Below are 17,382 nucleotides of genomic sequence, written 5' to 3'. Positions count from 1 at the left end.
AATAACCATGAAGATCCGCAATTTCGGCGTCGAGATCTGGATGAACAAATACGAGACCAGGTGCGAGCTGAACCTCGCAGAAACCTGCGTCGAGTCGCTGACCGTCGCCGAACTGCTCGACCTTACCGGCACCAACGATATCGCCCAGCAGCTCATGCCGATGAAGCTCACCTATGGCGAGATCGAGGGCAGCGTGCGGCTGCGCAATCTCGTGGCCGGCCTTTACGAGAACCAGAAGCTCGAAAACGTCGTCACTACGCACGGTGCGATCGGTGCCAACGCGCTTGTGCACCAGACGCTCGTCGAGCGCGGCGACCGGGTCATCTCCGTGCTCCCGACTTATCAGCAGCATTATTCCATTCCCGAAAGCATCGGCGCCGATACGCAGATCCTGAAACTGACCGAAGCGACCGGCTTCCTGCCGGACCTCGAGGAACTGAAGCGGCTCGCGACGCCCGGCACCAAGCTGATCGCCATCAACAACCCCAACAACCCGACCGGTTCGCTGATGGACCGTGCCTATCTGGAACAGATCGTCGAGATCGCCCGGGCCTGCGGTGCCTGGATCCTCTGCGACGAGGTCTATCGCGGCACGGACCAGGAAGGCGAAGACGGCATGACCGCCTCGATCGCCGACCTGTATGAAAAGGGCATCAGCACCGGCAGCATGTCGAAGACCTATTCGCTGGCCGGCTTGCGCCTCGGCTGGATCGTCGCACCGGTCGAACTGATCCATGCCGTTTCCATCCACCGCGACTACAACACGATCTCGGTCGGCATGCTGGACGACTATTTCGCGGCGATCGCGCTTGAGAACAAGGACAAGATCCTTGCCCGCAGCCACCGGATCACCCGCACCAACCTCGCTATCCTGTCCGACTGGGTTGATGGCGAACCGCTGATTTCCTGGATCAAACCGAAATCCGGCACGACCGCGCTTCTCAAATACGACCTGCCGATCTCGTCGGAAGAATTCTGCATCGGGCTACTCGAAAAGACCGGTGTGATGCTGACGCCCGGCAGCGCCATGGACATGGAAGGCTATCTGCGCATCGGCTACACCAACCCGGAAGCAGCCCTTCGTGAAGGCCTCGGCCGTATCTCGCAGTTCCTGAAGGAATTTGCCGCTTCGGCCTCCTGATCATCAATTTTCGAATATTTCGGCCGCCCATACACGTGTGCGGCTGAAGCAACTCGTTTCCAACAAAAGGGGAATACCACATGAAACGACTGACACTCGCGCTCGGCCTCTCGCTGCTCGCAACAGCGGCCTGCGCCGCTGACCTCCGCATCGGCACCAGCGCCGATTACCCGCCGTGGGAATCCGTCGATGGCAACGGCAAGATCATAGGCTTCGACAAGGATGTCGGCGACGAGATCTGCAAGCGCATCGCCGCCAACTGCAACTGGCAGAACCAGGCTTATGACGGCCTTCTGCCCGGCCTGCAGGTTGGCAAGTTCGACCTCGTCATCTCCGGCGTTTCGATCAACGAAGAACGCTCGCAGAAGGTCGATTTCTCGGCCGCCTACGCCGATGCCCCGAACGCGATCGTCGTCGCGCCGGGCAGTGCCGCCGCTTCCGCCAAATCGGCCGCCGACATCACCAAGGCGCTTGCGAAGTCCGCGATCGGCATCCAGTCCGGCACGACCCACGAACAGGTCGTCCGCGCGCATTTCCCGGGCGCCGACGTGCGCGTCTACGAGCGTCCTGACCAAATCGCCGACGACCTCGTCGCCGGCCGCATCGATGCGGGCCTGATGGAACGCTCCGCCTGGGAACCGCTCGTCAAGGATCGCGGTGCGATCAAGCTCGTTTATGCCGGTCCGCTGTTGACTAGCGCCGACTTTGCCGAATTCGGCAAGGGCCAGGGCGTTGCCATGGGCAAGGGCAAGGCCGAGCTGAAGGCAAAGGTCGATGGCGCCGTTCAGGCCATGCTGAAGGACGGCACGGTTTCGACCATCGCTCAGAAATGGTTCGGTTACGACGTCTCCAAGAAGTGAGCCGTCAGGGAGGCGGTTCGCTGCCTCCCCGCAAACCACCTCCCCAAGGCCGTCTCCCGCACAGGAGAAATCATGCCCGTTTCACCGGAAACCCTGTCCGCCGCCAGGCAAGACCTCGCGGAACTCGTCGCCATTCCTTCAGTCAGCGCCCGCGGCGAGGCGCTTGACGCCTGCGCGGCGAAAGTCGCGTTGCTGCTCGGCAAGGCCGGCTTCAAGACCGAAATCCATCTCGGCGATGTCGGCCCCTTCGTGGTGGGCGAAACGGGTGACGGGCCGTTCACGCTGGTGATCTACAATCACTACGACGTGCAGCCGGAAGATCCGGTCGATCTCTGGACCGCGCCGCCTTTCGAACTGTCGGAACGCGATGGCCGGCTGTACGGACGCGGATCGGCCGACGACAAGGGCGAATTCGTCAGCCGACTTGCCGGGTGGCGCGATTTCCGTGCGGCCCATCCCGAGCCCTTGCCGTACAAGCTGATCTGGATCGTCGAGGGCGAAGAGGAAATCGGCAGCCCATCTCTGACCCGTTTTCTCGAAAAACGATTCCCCGACTTGAAGGCCGATCTTTGCTGGTGGGAATTCGGCGAGGTCGACAAATCCGGCCGGCCAATCGTGCTGATGGGTTTCAAGGGCATTCTGGCTGTTGAGCTTGAATGCCGCACCGCCCGGGCCGACCTGCATTCGAGCCTCGGCGCGATTTTTGACAACCCGCTCTGGCGGCTTGCCGCGGCGATCACCTCGCTGCGCGATGCTTCGGGCCGCATTCTCATCGACGGCTTTTACGACGACGTCGTGCAGCCTGATGCGAAAAGCCTGGAGCTGGTCGCCTCGCCTCCCTTCCCACTGGAAGATTTGCAAGCTGAGACCGGCGGACGCCGCCTGCTGCAGGGCGTCGACGGGAAAAACTACTACAAGCATATCAATCTTGAGCCGTGCCTCAATGTGAACGGGTTCCACGGCGGTTATGGCGGCGAAGGTGCCAAGACAGTGCTTCCCTGCACCGGCATGGCCAAGCTCGATTTCCGCCTCGTGCCGGGACAGCACCCGATGCATATCGCCGATCTCCTGCGCAAACATTTCGATGCCAAGGGTTTCGACGATATCTCGATCAAGATCCTCGATGCGGAGGTCATCGGCGTACGCAGCGATCCGTCGCATTTCGCGGTCGACCTCGGCGCCGCCCTTCTGGAAAAATGGTTCGGCCGCCCGGCGGTGATCCAGCCAAGTTCGGCGGCATCCGGCCTTGCCTATCCATTTGTGCACCAGCTGGGCGCGACGCTTTTCGGCGCGGGGCTGACCCATCACGGCGCGATGCTGCATTCGCCGGACGAGAATATCCTGATCTCCCATTTCGAGAACATGATCGGCTTTTCTGCTGACTTCTTCGCGGCTCTCTGCGATGCCGTCCGCACGAACAGGGGGAATGCCGGCGATGCTTGACGCGCTGCTGCAGTATCGAGGTCAGCTGCTTCAGGGGCTGGAAATCACTCTCATCGTGGGCGTGGCAAGCTTTCTGTTAGGTTTCCTGATCGCAGCAGTGCTCGCGCCGCTTGCCGTCTACGGCAACTCGATCACTCGCAGGATCATCATGGGTTATGTCGGGCTGATCCGGGGGCTGCCGGAGCTTCTGGTCATCTTCCTTGTCTTCTACGGCGGCACGGTCTTGTTGACCAAGCTCGTCGGAGAATATGTCGAAGTCGATGCGCTGACGGCCGGTATCGTCTCGCTCGCCGTTGTCGCGGCCGCCTATCTTACCGAAATCCTGCGCGGCGCGCTGGTAAGCGTTTCGTCCGGGCAATGGGAGGCCGCACTTTCGCTCGGTTTCCGCCGGCCGCGCGCCTTCCACCTCGTCATCCTGCCGCAGATGATGGCGCGCGCCCTGCCCGGTCTCGGCAACCAGTGGCTCGTCACCCTGAAGGAAAGCGCGCTCGTCTCCGTTGTCGGCCTCGAAGAGCTGATGCGCAAATCTGTGGTCGCGGCCGGCGCCACGCACCAGCCGCTCGCCTTCTATCTGGCAGCCGCGGGCCTTTATGTAATGGTGACAGCCGTCTCGAACTTGGCTTTCAAGGCGTATGAAACGCGCCTCACCGTACATCTGAGGTAACATGCTGTCCTTCGAGCTGTTTTTACCTGCATTCCTGGCCGTCAAGAACGGTTTCATCCTGACGCTGACGATTACGCTCGCTAGCTTCGCGCTCGGTCAGGTTCTGGCATTGCCGCTGGCGCTGGCCCTCAACGCGAAAGGCAAGGCGCTTCGCGTTCCCGCCTCGACTTATACATTTCTCGTCCGTGGCAGCCCGCTGCTCGTGCAGCTCTTCATCGTCTATTACGGCTTGGGGCAGATCGAGGCCGTTCGCCAGAGTTTTCTCTGGCCGATGCTGCGCAGCCCGATCTATTGCGCCATCCTGGCCATCGGCCTGAACTCCGCCGCCTATGCAGCCGAGCTGCTGGCCGGCGCGATCCGCCAGCTGCCGCCCGGACAATGGGAAGCTGGCCGATCTCTCGGGCTTTGCTCCGGCGTGCTGATGCTGAAGATCATCCTGCCGCAGGCCTATCGCGCCATCCTGCCGGCGATTGGCAACGAGCTTGTGCTCGTCATGAAAGGTTCGACACTCGCCAGCGCCGTCACGGTCATGGAGATGACCGGGGCCGCCCGCGTTTTCGTGGCGAAAAGTTATGCGCCGTTCGAGACGTTCCTGATCGCCGGTGCGATCTATCTCCTTCTCGGCGCCATCTTCGGCAGGATTTTCAGGTTTATCGAGACGAGGACCACCACTCCCGGCCGCTGACGGGAACCGGAACATCACGCTTCCCCATTCCGGGTCATCGCGGCTATACCTTCCTCAGGTCGTCAGCCACATTCAATCCGGCCGACTGGCTAGGCAATAGCTGACCGGCACCCATGCCGGTATCAGGACCATGCGGGAGAAGTTTTCGGTGACCAACAAGCATCCCCTTTTCGATCTGTCCGGACGTCATGCACTTCTGACCGGCTCCAGCCGTGGTCTGGGGCTTGCCATGGCGCGAGGCCTTGCCTCGGCCGGCGCCCGCGTGACGCTGAATGGTCGCGACGAGGCGGCACTATCCGAAGCGGTCCGGCAATTGAAGGCGGAAGGGTATGATGCGGCGGGGATCACCTGCGACATCACCAAGAGCGACGAACTGCATGAGGCGTTCTCGGGACTGGGCGCCGTCGATATCCTCGTCAACAATGCCGGCATCCAGATCCGCGCCCCATTCCTTGAACACAGCGCCGAGACGTGGCGGCGGATGTTCGACACCCATGTCATGGGCGCCGTATTGCCTTCGCAGGCCGTGCTGCCAGGCATGATCGAGCGCGGCCAGGGCAAGATCATCAACATCTGCTCGCTGATGAGCGAAGTCGGCCGCAAGACGATCGTGCCCTACACGACGATGAAGGGTGCATTGAAGATGCTGACGCGTGGCATGGCGACCGAGCTCGGCCACCACAACATCCAGGTCAACGGCATCGGACCCGGCTATTTCGCCACCGAGATGAACCGTGCGCTGATGGATGATCCGACCTTCGACGCATTCGTGAAGAACCGTACGCCTGCGGCGCGTTGGGGCCAGCCGGGTGAGTTGGCCGGCGCGGCAATCTTCCTTGCCTCTCCGGCGTCCGATTTCGTCAACGGGCAGGTTCTCTACGTCGACGGCGGCATTCTGGCGGCGCTTTGAGATTTCAGAGGCCGGCCAGATCGGCCGGGTTCTGGAGCAGGCCGTCGGCTCCCGCGCTCTCCAGCTCTTCGCGGCTGCCATAGCCCCAGAGAACGCCGAGCGCCCGCATCCCGTTGGCGTGAGCGCCGACAATGTCGAACTTGCGGTCTCCGACCATGACGCATTGATCCACTTGCAGATTGTTTTCGGCCAGGATGTGGGCGATCAGTTCAGGCTTGTGGTCGATGTTCAGATCCGGAACCGAACCGTAAATACCTGCAAAAAGCCCGGTAAGCTCCTTGTTGTCGAGAATTTTCCGGGCGAAGGCGGCGCGCTTCGACGTTGCCAGATAGAGCGCCGCGCCAGCGCCGTGTAATGTTGCAAGCGCATCGGTTATGCCGTCGTAAAGCTCGCTGAGCAGCAGGCCCCTCACCCCATAGTCCGCCCGGTAGGCTTCCACCCCCGCCGCCACACGATCATCGCCAAACTGCTGCAGCAGATAACGCATGACGTCCTCGATTGGCGGTCCGATGATGGAAGCGATATTCATTTCCGGGTCGGTATCGTGGCCGAGTGCGCGCAGGGCTGCACGGCAGCTCGACAGGATACCAGGCTCGGAATCGACCAGCGTTCCATCGAGATCGAGGAGAATTACCCGGGATCGGCTCATGGAAATCTCGCTTTCTCTATCGACTACTCGCAAGCCTGGCGGCGCCGCAGCCTATCTCAGGGCTAGCTGCAACAACCCGTCTTTGCCCATATGCCCAGACACGATTCTTCATCTTCTCGCAATTGCGACCTCTGTGCTTCAAGGCCTGTTTTCGGTTTGAAGTGATCCGGACGCTTTGCCGTGTCGCTTAAAATTTCCGGTGATATTCGACCAATTTCGGATCACGTTTTGATGGACGTCATTTGCCTACGCTATCGTGATGCATCATATAGGGCGGCATCGATTTCATAGGCCGAGCGCCTGGAGACCCAATGACTACATCGCACGCCGCAGCTCCGGATACCCAGTCGGAGACGCGCAAGTTCCTCGTCCTGCTGCTTGGCTCGATCGGTGTGGTCTACGGTGATATCGGCACCAGCCCGCTTTATGCATTCCGCGAAGCACTCCGCCCGTTCACGGCAAACGGCGTGCAGCACGTTCAGGTCATCGGACTCATCTCGCTGATGATCTGGACGCTGACGATCATCGTCACCTTCAAATACGTGCTCTTCCTGCTGCGGGCCGACAATGATGGCGAAGGCGGCACCCTGTCCCTGCTGGCACTCCTGATGAAGAAGACCGGCAGCTACATGCCGGTCCTGTTCTTCGCCGGACTTATCGGCTCCGCGCTGTTCATCGGCGACGCCATGATCACGCCGGCTCTGTCGGTCATGTCGGCGCTCGAAGGCATGAAGCTGGTGACCCCGGCCTTCTCGGGCTACGTGCTGCCGCTGTCGGCCGCGATCATGGTCGGCCTGTTCATGGTACAGTCCAAGGGGACCGAGGCGGTTGCGAAATTCTTTGGGCCCATCACGGTCGTCTGGTTTCTTGCCATGGCCTGGGGCGGCCTGATCCATATCGGCGACGACTGGACGATCCTCGAGGCGCTCAATCCGATCAACGCGCTGTGGTTCATAACCCATGCCGGCTGGGCCGGCCTCATCGTTCTCGGTGCGGTCTTCCTGACGGTGACGGGAGCGGAAGCTCTTTACGCCGACCTTGGGCATTTCGGTCGAAAACCCATCAGCACGGCCTGGTTCATCCTGGTTTTCCCGGCGCTCGGCCTAAATTATCTCGGCCAGGGCGCGCTTGTCCTGAGCAACCCAGCGGCAATCGAAAACCCGTTCTACCTGCTCTATCCGGATTGGGCGCTGCTGCCGATGGTGATCCTCGCCACCATGGCGACGATCATTGCCAGCCAGGCCGTCATTACCGGTGCATTTTCTCTCGCCCGGCAGGCCGTGCATCTCGGTTTCCTGCCGCGCCTGATGATCCGCTTCACGTCCGAGACCAATACCGGGCAGATCTATGTGCCGGCGGTGAACATGATCCTGTTCATCGGCGTCATCGTGCTGATCTTCTCCTTCGGCGATTCGGAATCGCTTGCGACTGCCTATGGTATCTCCGTCACCGGCGCGATGGTTGTCACGACGCTGATGGCGTTCCAGTTCCTTCGTTCTGTCTGGGGATATTCGGCCTTCATTGCCGCCGCCCTTCTCGCCCCGCTCTTCGCCATCGAGGCGATCTTCCTTGTTGCGAACCTCATCAAGGTTCACGATGGCGGCTGGGTGCCGGTTACGCTTGCCATCGTCATCATGCTCGTCATGTGGACATGGACGAAGGGCTCGAAATATCTCAAGGAAAAGATCGCCAAGAACGAAATTCCACTCGAGACCTTCATCAAGTCTCTGGAGAACTCGATCGAGCGGGAATCGAAGTCTGCCCCGGTCCTGGTAACGGGAACCGCCGTCTTTCTGACCAGCGTACCCGACAAGACGCCGGGCGTTTTGCTTCACAACCTCAAGCACAACCACGTTCTTCACGAACAGAACGTCATTCTGACCATCTGGACGCAGGACAAGCCCTATGTGCCGGTCCATGATCGGGTGGAGATGACGCGGCTGTCGAAACATTTCATCAGGCTGGATATCACTTTCGGCTTCATGGACGAGCCGAACGTCACAAAGGCGCTGACGGTCTGCAAGAAGAAGGGCTTCAAGTTCGAGATCATGCAGACCTCGTTCTATCTGGGCCGCCGCAATCTCATCGCCACCCCGAACACGGGCCTGCCGCGATGGCAGGAAAACCTCTATATCGCGCTCGCCGATTTCGGCATCGATCCCTCGGCCTATTTCAAATTACCGCCGAACCGGGTCGTCGAACTTGGAGAACAGGTGGCGATCTAATCAGTGCGGCTGCACATCCTTATACGATCCTTATACGGTTCATGACCGGGTGTAAGTGACGGCCTTGGCGCTGCTCTGGTGCACATTTATAAAGCCATCTTGCCAGGCAGAAAAATATGAATAAAATAGTCATTTTTTTTATCCGCCGAAAATGGCATGTGAGGGCCAAAGCGCTTCGGTGCCAAAACCCGCGGAAAACGAACGGAATCCTCAGTTGGCTTTTTGGCATTCAATGACGTGGCATACCGAAGGCATTCGGGTTGTCGCTCCCGTCAAATGGCGCCAGCTCGATGGGCTCGTAAGCGTATTCTGGGAAGCCGAGAGCGAGGCGGGTGCCAACGGATATTATCTCGCCGACGATCCGCGCGTGATGGTCTTTTTCAACGACGTGTCCTCAAAGGTCAGCATATCGAACCGGGAACACGATCTTTCGAAAAACTCACGGCCAATGGCACGGGCAATCTATGTTCCGGCCGGTGTTCCCATGTGGACCAGCAGCAGGTCGCTGCACCGCTTTTCGCATCTCAATCTGCACATTCACAAAGACCGACTTTTAAAGTTCCTCTCCCCATCGCTGGGCACCTCGTCCGCGCAGGCGGCATTACGCCGACCGGTGGAGATCCAGGATATATCGGCCGTTCAGACGCTTGCCGGTCTGCTGGTCGACGAAATATCCAGCCCTTCGAAACACGCCATTTATGCGGAAAGCCTGGCTGGCAGCATTTTCGCCGGCCTGCTTGACATACCTGAGGATGACGAAAAGACGACCGGCCGGCTCACTCAAGCCCAGATGAACAAGCTCACATCACGTGTCGATGCCGTTGGAGATTACCGCATGTCGGTGGCCGACATGGCGGCGGCCGTAGGCCTTTCGGAGAGCTGGTTTGCCAACGTTTTCAAACAGACCACCGGCAAGACGCCGCTGCAATGGCAGCAGGCCAAACGTGTCGATTCTGCCAAGAAGCTGCTTTTGGAAAGCGACCTGGCTGTTGCGGGTATTGCCGCGCAGCTCGGTTTTTCCGATCAGGCGCATTTCACCAAGGTGTTTCGGCAGGTCGCAGGCGAGACACCGGCTGCCTGGCGGCGGATGCAGCAGGGACGCTGATCGAATGATGTCCCGCCCGGCAGAGCGCGGGCGGGACGATTGCGTTACCAGGTCTGGCGGAGCGTTGCCATGATCGTCCGGCCGGGGTTGTAGTAATATGCCCCGCCGTCATCGTTGGCGATATGCTTCTCGTCGAACAGATTGGTGGCGTTGACCTGAAGCGTGGTGTTTTCGAACACCTTGTAGGTGAAGGCCGCATCGAAGACGATGGCCCCATCCGATTTGCGGGTATTGGCGTTGTCGAAATAGTAGGACCCGACATAACGAGCGCCAAGCCCAAAAGTCATGTCGCCCAGTTTCCCATCGCCTTCCAGCGTATAGGTGCCCCATACGGACGCCATATGCTCCGGCACCTGGGCGAAAGCCTTGCCATTGTAACCGCTAATATTGCCCGGCTCGTCGATCTTCGAATCGATATAGGCATAGGCGGCAATCACGCTGATATTGCTCGTAACCTCGACTTTTGCTTCGAGATCGATGCCGCGATGGCGAACCTTGTCGATCGTTGCCGGCAGATAGGTGGGGGCCTCGTAGGTCGTGATGTTTTCCATCGTCAGGTCATAAACCGACGCTGTGAACAGAGCGGGGAAGGCATCGGGCCGATATTTGACGCCCATTTCATATTGCGTACCGATTGTCGGTTCGACCCCAGCGCTTGGCGGCGCGACGGACTCGGCATAGCTGGCGTAGGCCGCAAATTCATCGGTGATCTTGTAGCTCAGGCCCAAGCGCTTGCTGAACTTGCTGATATCAGATTCGCCGCTATACGGCCCGGTAAACAGGTTATTGCCGACTTCCTTGAGATCGAACCAGTCGTTGCGCAGGCCGATACTAACAGTCAGCCTGTCGAAGAAGGTCAGATCTTCCTGGAAATAGATGGCGTGGGTCTTCTGATTGCTTTCCGCAGTATCGTAAGGCGCGAGTGCTCCCGGTCCACCGGAATAAATCGGATTCTGCCAGTCGATAGCCGGTGCCGCAGCGTAGACCGTGGCGTTATTGGAATCGAGCTTGTTGTACTCGACGCCGAAAAGCGTGCGGCTTTCGACATCGTTGAAATTCGTCTCATAGAGCAGATGCGCGTCTACGATGAACTGTTCGCTGGACTTGTCGCTACCGAAGAACGAACGGTCGAGCATCGTGTCCGCCGGGTCGCTCGCCCCCAGCGCATCCCAGATATAGGCGTAACCGAAGCCGGTATCGGTCTTGCTGTAACGGGCGCTTGAGTTGAATGTCAGGCCGTCACCGAAGTCATGATCGAAAATGACACTGTAGGTATTCCGGTTCGCCGTGTTGTAGTTGTAGCTCGGCTCACCGAAGAACTTGTCCCGATCGAAATCCGTGAAGCGCGGGTGGCCACCGCTGCTGGGCGTACCGTCGCGATCGAGGTGATCGAAGACGAAGGAAAGGCTGGTCGTATCGGTGGGGCGCCAGGTGATCCCACCCATGATGAAGTTTTCGTCATTCTGCGAATAGTCGTATTCGGCGTCCGACCGCTGGAACTTGCCGGTCAGGCGATAGGACAGCGTATCGTCCTCGGTGATGTTGTCGCCGAAGTCGAAACCCGCTTCCTTGTGCGCGAACGAACCGCCGGTTCCATAGACTTCGCCGAAACGCTCGCTCTTCGGCAGCTTCGTCACATAATTCACCGAACCACCCGGATCGGAAACGCCGAAGCCCGTGGAATTGGCGCCCTTCAGTATCTCGACGCGCTCGTAGGTATAGGGCTCCTCCAGAAGGCCACCCCAGCTTCTGCCGATGGCCATTCCGTCACGATAGGTAAAGGGAGAGAAACCCCGGATCTTGAAGTAATCGAAGCGGTCATCCGAACCGTAATAGTCGGTAATTACGCCGGCAGTATACTGCACGACCTGTTCGATGCTGTTTGCACCACGCTCTGTGATTTCCTTGGAGGTGACCACAGACACGGAGGCCGGCGCGGTCAGGATATCCGTCGGCATCTTGCCGACGCCCGTGGTCTGCGTGGCGACGACCGACTTCGAATCGTTGCTCGTATCGAGCGTGCCGGCGGAGCCACTGCCTTCCAGCACGATCGGCGTCAGTGTGGTGGCCGAGCTCGAACCGCTGGCGTCCTGGCCGAACGAGACAGCCGGCGAAAGCGCGACCAGCGCCGTACAACCTAGAAGGACCGCATTCCGATAGCGGATACGGGTCCTTGATACGCGATTGCCTGCTATTTCCATATTCATGTTCTCGATCCAGAATCCAATTTCACCCTTGCCTGCTCACGATCGGGAGGTTGCCGAGAGTCAGACCGATTGCGGGGAACATGCCGAATGTCTTTCGAGCATCCGTGACGCATGGAAATCCCCTCTCCTGTCGCCCGGACGGTCTGTGCCCCGTGATAGCTATTAACTTGAGCAAGATTGTCCAGTATTGTAGATTTTCGACGTTTTGTAGGATCCCATGGGAATCTCAGCATTCCTGCTCACTGGTATCTGCATTGGCGTTGACGCGACGGCATTAACCTGAAAGTGGAAGTCCACTTAAACGTTAGGCGGAGTTTGCTCAATGTGGCGGTTGATGTTTGCGGTCTCGAAGGCCGCGGTCTTGTGCATGTGGATTGCCGTGTCCGCCGGCAATGCCTTAGCTGTGGAAGGCACGACATATCCGATCACCATCAAGCACGCGCTGGGAACGACCGTCATTGCCAAGAAACCGGAACGCATCGCGACGGTTGCCTGGGCAAACCATGAGGTGCCCCTGGCGCTCGGCGTGGTCCCGGTCGGTTTTGCAAAAGCCAATTTCGGCGACGACGACGGTGATGGATTGCTGCCTTGGGTGGCCCAGAGGCTCAAGGAATTGCATGCCAACAAGCCGGTTCTTTTCGACGAGGGCGACGGGATCGATTTCGAGGCGGTGGCCGCCACGCGACCCGATGTGATCCTCGCCTCCTATTCCGGCCTCAGCCAGGCCGACTACGATACGCTGAGCCAGATTGCCCCTGTGGTCGCCTATCCGGAAGCGGTGTGGTCGACGGACTGGCGTGAAATGATCCGCCTGAACAGCGCTGGCATGGGAATGGCCGCGGAAGGTGAAGCCTTGATCAGGAAGATCGAGGCCGAGATTGCCGAAACCGTATCGACGCATCCGGAAATCCGCGGCAGAAAGGCGATGTTCGTCACCCATCTCAACCCACTCGACCTCAGCACGATCAATTTCTACACGACCAACGACACCCGCGTAAAATTCTTCAAGGATCTCGGGCTGGAGAGCCCCAAGAGCGTGGTCGACGTATCACAGCCGGGCAAGTTTTCCGGTTCCGTCAGCGCCGAACGCATCGATATGTTCGATGACGTGGATCTCGTCGTTGCTTACGGCAACATGAAACTGGTCTCTGCTGTGACGGCAAACCTGCTGATGTCGAAAATGCCGGCAATCGAAAAAGGCGCGCTCGTCATTCTGGGCGGAAATAGCGTTGGCACGGCGGCCAATCCGACCCCCCTGTCGATTTCCTGGGTCCTGAAGGACTATGTCGCATTGCTTGCCGAGGCGGCCAGAAAATCGAAATGAGACTGTCGAGAAGACCAGACCTTCCGCGATCCATAGTCGCCCGGTCGCATAGGACGAAAAGCCTCTGGTTGGTCGGGCTCGTCGCGATTCTCGCCTTGCTGTTAATGCTGTCCGTGACGGTCGGCACGCGGGAAGTGGCCTGGACCGACATTTTTGCGGCACTTTCGGGAAAGGTCGACGATATCGGCCAAGCGGCCGTCGCGGTTCGCATTCCGCGAACTGCATTGGCACTGATGGCGGGCGCAGCTCTTGGGCTCGCCGGGGCGGTCATGCAGGGCGTGACGCGCAATCCTCTCGCCGACCCCGGCATTCTCGGTGTCAACATGGGCGCTTCGCTTGCCGTCGTCGTTGGCGTTGCATGGTTCGATATCGCATCGGCCGACGCTTATATCTGGACGGCAGTGCTGGGCGCGGGTTGTTCCGCAGTTTTCGTCTATACGATCGGTTCGCTGGGGCGCGGCGGTGCAACGCCCCTGAAGCTTGCTCTTGCCGGCGCCGCGACCTCGGTCGCGTTTTCCTCCATGGTGATTGCCGTCGTTCTGCCACGAGCCGATATCGCAGGTGGCATCCGCTCGTGGCAGATCGGGGGCGTCGGCGGCGCGACCTTCGATCGCATATTGCCGGTTCTGCCATTTCTCGCCGTGGGGTTTGCCATCAGTCTCCTGTCGGCACGCAAGCTGAATTCACTGGCGCTCGGTGACGAGCTAGCGGCCGGACTTGGTGAGCGGGTTGCGGTCGCCCGTGCGGCCGCCGCACTCGGCGCGATCCTGTTGTGCGGAGCGACGACGGCTATTTGCGGCCCGATTGGTTTTCTGGGCCTCGTCGTGCCGCACCTCTGCCGTCTGCTGGTCGGCGTCGATCATCGCTGGCTGCTGCCTTTCTCGATGATCGGTGGCGCATGCCTGCTGCTGGCCGCCGATGTCGTCGGACGCATCGTCGCCCGGCCGGCCGAGCTGGATGTCGGCATCGTCACCGCATTAATCGGCGCACCGTTCTTCATCTGGATCGTCCGGCGTCAACGGGTACGTGAGCTATGACGATGACCTCGCTTACGCTCAATGCCATTATCGAAGGCCGCCAGCGCCGCGGGCGCAGACACTTCCGTTTGGTCGGTCTGATGCTTGTCTTGGTCCTGGCAATCTTTGCGCTGACCCTGTCGGTCGGGCAATCCATTACACCGCCGGGCGATGTCCTCCGAGTCCTGCTGGGCGAGAACGTACCGGGTGCGACTTTCACCGTCGGGCAACTCCGATTGCCGCGCGCAGTGCTTGCCGTTCTTGCCGGCCTGAGCTTCGGGCTGGGCGGCGTCGCATTTCAGATCATGCTTCGAAATCCGCTCGCCAGCCCAGACATCATAGGCATCAGCTCCGGTGCCAGCGCTGCGGCGGTTTTCGCCATCATATTGCTGGGCATGAAAGGGCCGATGGTTTCCGTTTTCGCAGTCGTTGCGGGCCTTGGCGTCGCACTTCTGGTTTACGGCCTGTCGTCTCGCAACGGCGTAGCGGGCACCCGGCTCATCCTCGTCGGGATCGGTGTCTCGGCCATGCTGGAAAGCGTCATCGCCTATATCCTCTCGCAGGCGCCGGCCTGGAGCCTGCAGGAGGCGATGCGCTGGCTGACCGGCAGTGTCAACGGTGCGCAGATCGGGCAGGCATTGCCGCTTGTCCTCGCGCTCGTCGTCTTCGGTGGATTGCTTCTCAGTCGTTCGCGGGATCTGGAGGCACTGCGACTTGGCGACGATACTGCGGCGGCTCTCGGCGTGAGGGTCAACGCAACCCGCATCATGATCATCATCGGCGCAGTCGGCATCATCGCATCGGCGACGGCGATAACGGGGCCGATCGCGTTCGTCGCGTTTCTCTCCGGACCGATCGCCGCGCGCATCGTCGGCAACAATAGGTCGCTGCTGATCCCGTCGGCGCTGATCGGTGCATTGCTCGTGCTCGCCGGCGACTATGCCGGACAATTTCTCCTGCCTGGGCGATATCCTGTCGGCGTCGTGACCGGCGCGCTGGGCGCCCCCTACCTGATTTACCTGATCGTGCGCGTCAACCGGACCGGAGGCTCGCTATGACCGTCCATACTCTCACCGCCAGCGGGCTTTCGGCCGGATACGGCGAAACCGAAATCCTGAATGACCTCGATCTGGCGATCCCGCCCGGCAAGATCACCGTGATTGTCGGTGCCAATGCCTGCGGAAAATCGACGCTTCTGCGCACCATGTCCCGGCTGCTTACGCCGCATCGCGGGCAGGTCCTGCTGGACGGCAAGTCGATCCACAAGACGCCGCCGCGCGAACTGGCGCGCACGCTCGGCCTGCTCCCCCAATCGCCGATCGCACCGGAAGGCATCACGGTTGCCGATCTCGTCAGCCGCGGGCGGCACCCGCATCAGAACCTTTTCTCCCGCTGGACCCGGAAGGATGACGAGGCCGTGGATGTTGCGCTGACGGCGACGAAGACGGTGGAGCTTGCCGACAGGCCCGTGGACGAACTGTCCGGCGGCCAGCGCCAGCGCATCTGGATCGCCATGGCGCTAGCGCAGGAAACGGAAGTGCTGCTGCTCGACGAGCCGACGACATTTCTCGACATCAGCCACCAGGTCGAGGTTCTGGACCTTCTGACCGATCTCAACCATTCGCGTGGCACGACCGTCGTCATGGTTCTCCACGATCTCAATCTCGCGGCGCGTTACGCCGACCATCTCGTCACCATGACGGAAGGCCGCATCCATGTTTCCGGCAGGCCTGAAGACGTGCTGACGGAAGCGACCGTCCGGCACGTTTTCGGCCTTGAAAGCCGCATCATCATCGATCCCACATCCGGCCGGCCGATCATGTTGCCGATCGGCCGCCATCGCATGGCAACCGGGCAAGACGTCAAGGAGGACCAGCCATGAACGCGGTTCAGGAATTCAAACTTTCGGGTATTGCGCTGCCAAAGGATGCCGGCGGCATGCTGACGGAAATCTGCGAGCATTTCATCGAACATGCGGATGTCAGCCGCACGGAGGAAGAAGCGCTGCTGACCAGCAAGCTCGGCTCCGCGACCATTCGCATTCGCGAACGCAAGCTGGTTATCGAACTAAGCTGCCCGTCCGAACAGGCACTCCAGATGAGCCGCACGAGCATCGCCGAACACCTGTTCTATTTTGCCGGCGATGACCCGCTGGAACTGACCTGGGCGGAACCCGAAACACGAACGGGCCTCGACAACATTCATCACGTGGCGGTCGTTTCCATCGAGGATGTGACGCCGAATATGCGGCGGGTCAAGTTCGCCTGTGCCGACGTATCGCCGTTCATCGGCGGTGACATGCATATCCGCCTGCTGGTTCCGCCGAAGGGCAGGAAGCCGGTCTGGCCGGGGTTGCGGGACGATGGCCGCGTCGCATGGCCCGATGGCGAGGATGAACTCCTCGTCCGAGTCTATACAATCCGGGCAGTCGATATCGAGCGCCGCGAATTGTGGATCGACTTTCTGCAGCACCCCGCACCGGGCGTCGTAACGCCGGGAGCGGATTTTGCACGGGATGCGCAGCCGGGCGAGAAAGTTGCCCTGCTTGGGCCGGGTGGAGGTGCTCTGCCCGCAGCGCGGTCCATGCTGCTGGCCGGGGACGAAAGCGCTCTTCCGGCAATCGCCCGCATCGCAGCCGAAGCGCCTGAGGGGACCCGGATACAGGCGATCATCGAGATTGAGAACGAACAGGAAGAGCAGCCACTGCCATCGGCCGGATCGCTCGATATCCGCTGGCTCCATCGCCGATCCTATCCGGCTGGCGCCAGGGACATCCTTGTTGAGGAAACGAAAAGAGCAATCGCCTCAATGGCCGACGACACTTTCGTATGGTTCGCCTGCGAAAAGGAAGACGTGCGCTCCGTCCGCTCCTTCCTGAAAAGCCGCGGGCATGACAAGAAGAACCGATATGTCGCGTGGTATTGGGAACGCCAGGTCGATTGATCGACGCCGACAACGGCTCGGTCGATCCATGTAGCCTATTCTCGACGCAGCTCCTTCGATTCGGCTCCGCAATCGACGGCAGCCGAATGTCCACGATAAATCAGCGACATCGCGCAAACCGGCGATACGCCGCTTAGCTCAGATTGAGCATCAAAATACAAACTTCCATCCTTCAACCGGATGCGGGTCAGGACGGCCCGCACCACGTTC

General features: G+C 60.2%; 15 protein-coding genes. 13 read left to right on the top strand and 2 right to left on the bottom strand.

Going from position 1 to position 17,382, the window contains the following annotated elements:
• Positions 1–7 precede the first annotated feature (7 nt).
• From KX729_RS13635 to KX729_RS13610, 6 genes are all read left to right on the top strand, one after another.
• Positions 8–1,141, top strand: a complete 1,134-nt coding sequence (locus KX729_RS13635; RefSeq protein ID WP_219742999.1) for an aminotransferase — start codon at positions 8–10, stop codon at positions 1,139–1,141.
• 80 nt (positions 1,142–1,221) lie between these two features.
• On the top strand, positions 1,222–2,001 hold the full coding sequence (locus tag KX729_RS13630) for a transporter substrate-binding domain-containing protein (protein ID WP_219742998.1): 780 nt from the start codon (positions 1,222–1,224) through the stop codon (positions 1,999–2,001).
• A 72-nt stretch (positions 2,002–2,073) separates the two neighbouring features.
• Positions 2,074–3,444 carry a M20/M25/M40 family metallo-hydrolase gene (locus KX729_RS13625; RefSeq protein WP_219742997.1) on the top strand — a complete coding sequence of 457 codons (1,371 nt, stop codon included), beginning with the start codon at positions 2,074–2,076 and terminating at the stop codon, positions 3,442–3,444.
• Positions 3,437–4,108, top strand: a complete 672-nt coding sequence (locus KX729_RS13620; RefSeq protein ID WP_219742996.1) for an ABC transporter permease subunit — start codon at positions 3,437–3,439, stop codon at positions 4,106–4,108. Before KX729_RS13625 ends, KX729_RS13620 begins: the two co-directional genes overlap by 8 nt.
• A 1-nt stretch (position 4,109) precedes the next feature.
• Complete coding sequence (locus tag KX729_RS13615; RefSeq protein WP_219742995.1) at positions 4,110–4,793, top strand: ABC transporter permease; 684 nt, start codon at positions 4,110–4,112, stop codon at positions 4,791–4,793.
• Positions 4,794–4,941: 148 nt separating this feature from the next.
• Positions 4,942–5,703, top strand: coding sequence for an SDR family oxidoreductase (locus KX729_RS13610; RefSeq protein ID WP_312991014.1), 762 nt, complete (start codon positions 4,942–4,944; stop codon positions 5,701–5,703).
• Positions 5,704–5,707: 4 nt separating this feature from the next.
• Here KX729_RS13610 and KX729_RS13605 read toward each other — a convergent pair whose 3' ends face one another.
• The gene (locus KX729_RS13605; RefSeq protein WP_219742993.1) at positions 5,708–6,352 is read right to left on the bottom strand and encodes an HAD hydrolase-like protein; all 645 of its coding nucleotides are present in this window, start codon (positions 6,350–6,352) and stop codon (positions 5,708–5,710) included.
• A 311-nt stretch (positions 6,353–6,663) separates the two neighbouring features.
• On the opposite strand from KX729_RS13605, the gene KX729_RS13600 reads away from it, so the two are divergent.
• Both KX729_RS13600 and KX729_RS13595 read left to right on the top strand, forming a co-directional pair.
• Positions 6,664–8,577, top strand: a complete 1,914-nt coding sequence (locus KX729_RS13600) for a potassium transporter Kup (RefSeq protein ID WP_219742992.1) — start codon at positions 6,664–6,666, stop codon at positions 8,575–8,577.
• A 214-nt stretch (positions 8,578–8,791) separates the two neighbouring features.
• Positions 8,792–9,682, top strand: a complete 891-nt coding sequence (locus KX729_RS13595; RefSeq protein WP_219742991.1) for a helix-turn-helix domain-containing protein — start codon at positions 8,792–8,794, stop codon at positions 9,680–9,682.
• A gap of 44 nt (positions 9,683–9,726) precedes the next feature.
• Here KX729_RS13595 and KX729_RS13590 read toward each other — a convergent pair whose 3' ends face one another.
• Positions 9,727–11,889 carry a TonB-dependent siderophore receptor gene (locus KX729_RS13590; RefSeq protein ID WP_219742990.1) on the bottom strand — a complete coding sequence of 721 codons (2,163 nt, stop codon included), beginning with the start codon at positions 11,887–11,889 and terminating at the stop codon, positions 9,727–9,729.
• Positions 11,890–12,256: 367 nt separating this feature from the next.
• Between KX729_RS13590 and KX729_RS13585 the strand changes: the two genes are divergently transcribed.
• Genes KX729_RS13585 through KX729_RS13565 form a run of 5 tightly spaced genes read left to right on the top strand, consistent with a single transcriptional unit; the run spans position 12,257 to position 17,172 of the window.
• Positions 12,257–13,213: an iron-siderophore ABC transporter substrate-binding protein gene (locus KX729_RS13585; RefSeq protein ID WP_246617603.1), complete on the top strand. Its 957-nt coding sequence runs from the start codon at positions 12,257–12,259 to the stop codon at positions 13,211–13,213.
• Positions 13,210–14,250: a FecCD family ABC transporter permease gene (locus KX729_RS13580; RefSeq protein WP_219742988.1), complete on the top strand. Its 1,041-nt coding sequence runs from the start codon at positions 13,210–13,212 to the stop codon at positions 14,248–14,250. The genes KX729_RS13585 and KX729_RS13580 overlap by 4 nt, the downstream gene beginning before the upstream one ends.
• The gene (locus KX729_RS13575; protein WP_219742987.1) at positions 14,247–15,287 is read left to right on the top strand and encodes a FecCD family ABC transporter permease; all 1,041 of its coding nucleotides are present in this window, start codon (positions 14,247–14,249) and stop codon (positions 15,285–15,287) included. The genes KX729_RS13580 and KX729_RS13575 overlap by 4 nt, the downstream gene beginning before the upstream one ends.
• The gene (locus tag KX729_RS13570; RefSeq protein WP_219742986.1) at positions 15,284–16,111 is read left to right on the top strand and encodes an ABC transporter ATP-binding protein; all 828 of its coding nucleotides are present in this window, start codon (positions 15,284–15,286) and stop codon (positions 16,109–16,111) included. Before KX729_RS13575 ends, KX729_RS13570 begins: the two co-directional genes overlap by 4 nt.
• A complete protein-coding gene (locus KX729_RS13565) occupies positions 16,108–17,172 on the top strand; it encodes a DUF2218 domain-containing protein (RefSeq protein WP_219742985.1) in 1,065 nt (354 codons plus the stop codon). Before KX729_RS13570 ends, KX729_RS13565 begins: the two co-directional genes overlap by 4 nt.
• Positions 17,173–17,382: the final 210 nt, after the last annotated feature.

This window comes from Neorhizobium populisoli (genome assembly GCF_019430945.1).
In the GTDB taxonomy this organism is placed as follows: domain Bacteria; phylum Pseudomonadota; class Alphaproteobacteria; order Rhizobiales; family Rhizobiaceae; genus Neorhizobium; species Neorhizobium populisoli.
This window is presented reverse-complemented; position numbering and strand designations above follow the sequence as displayed.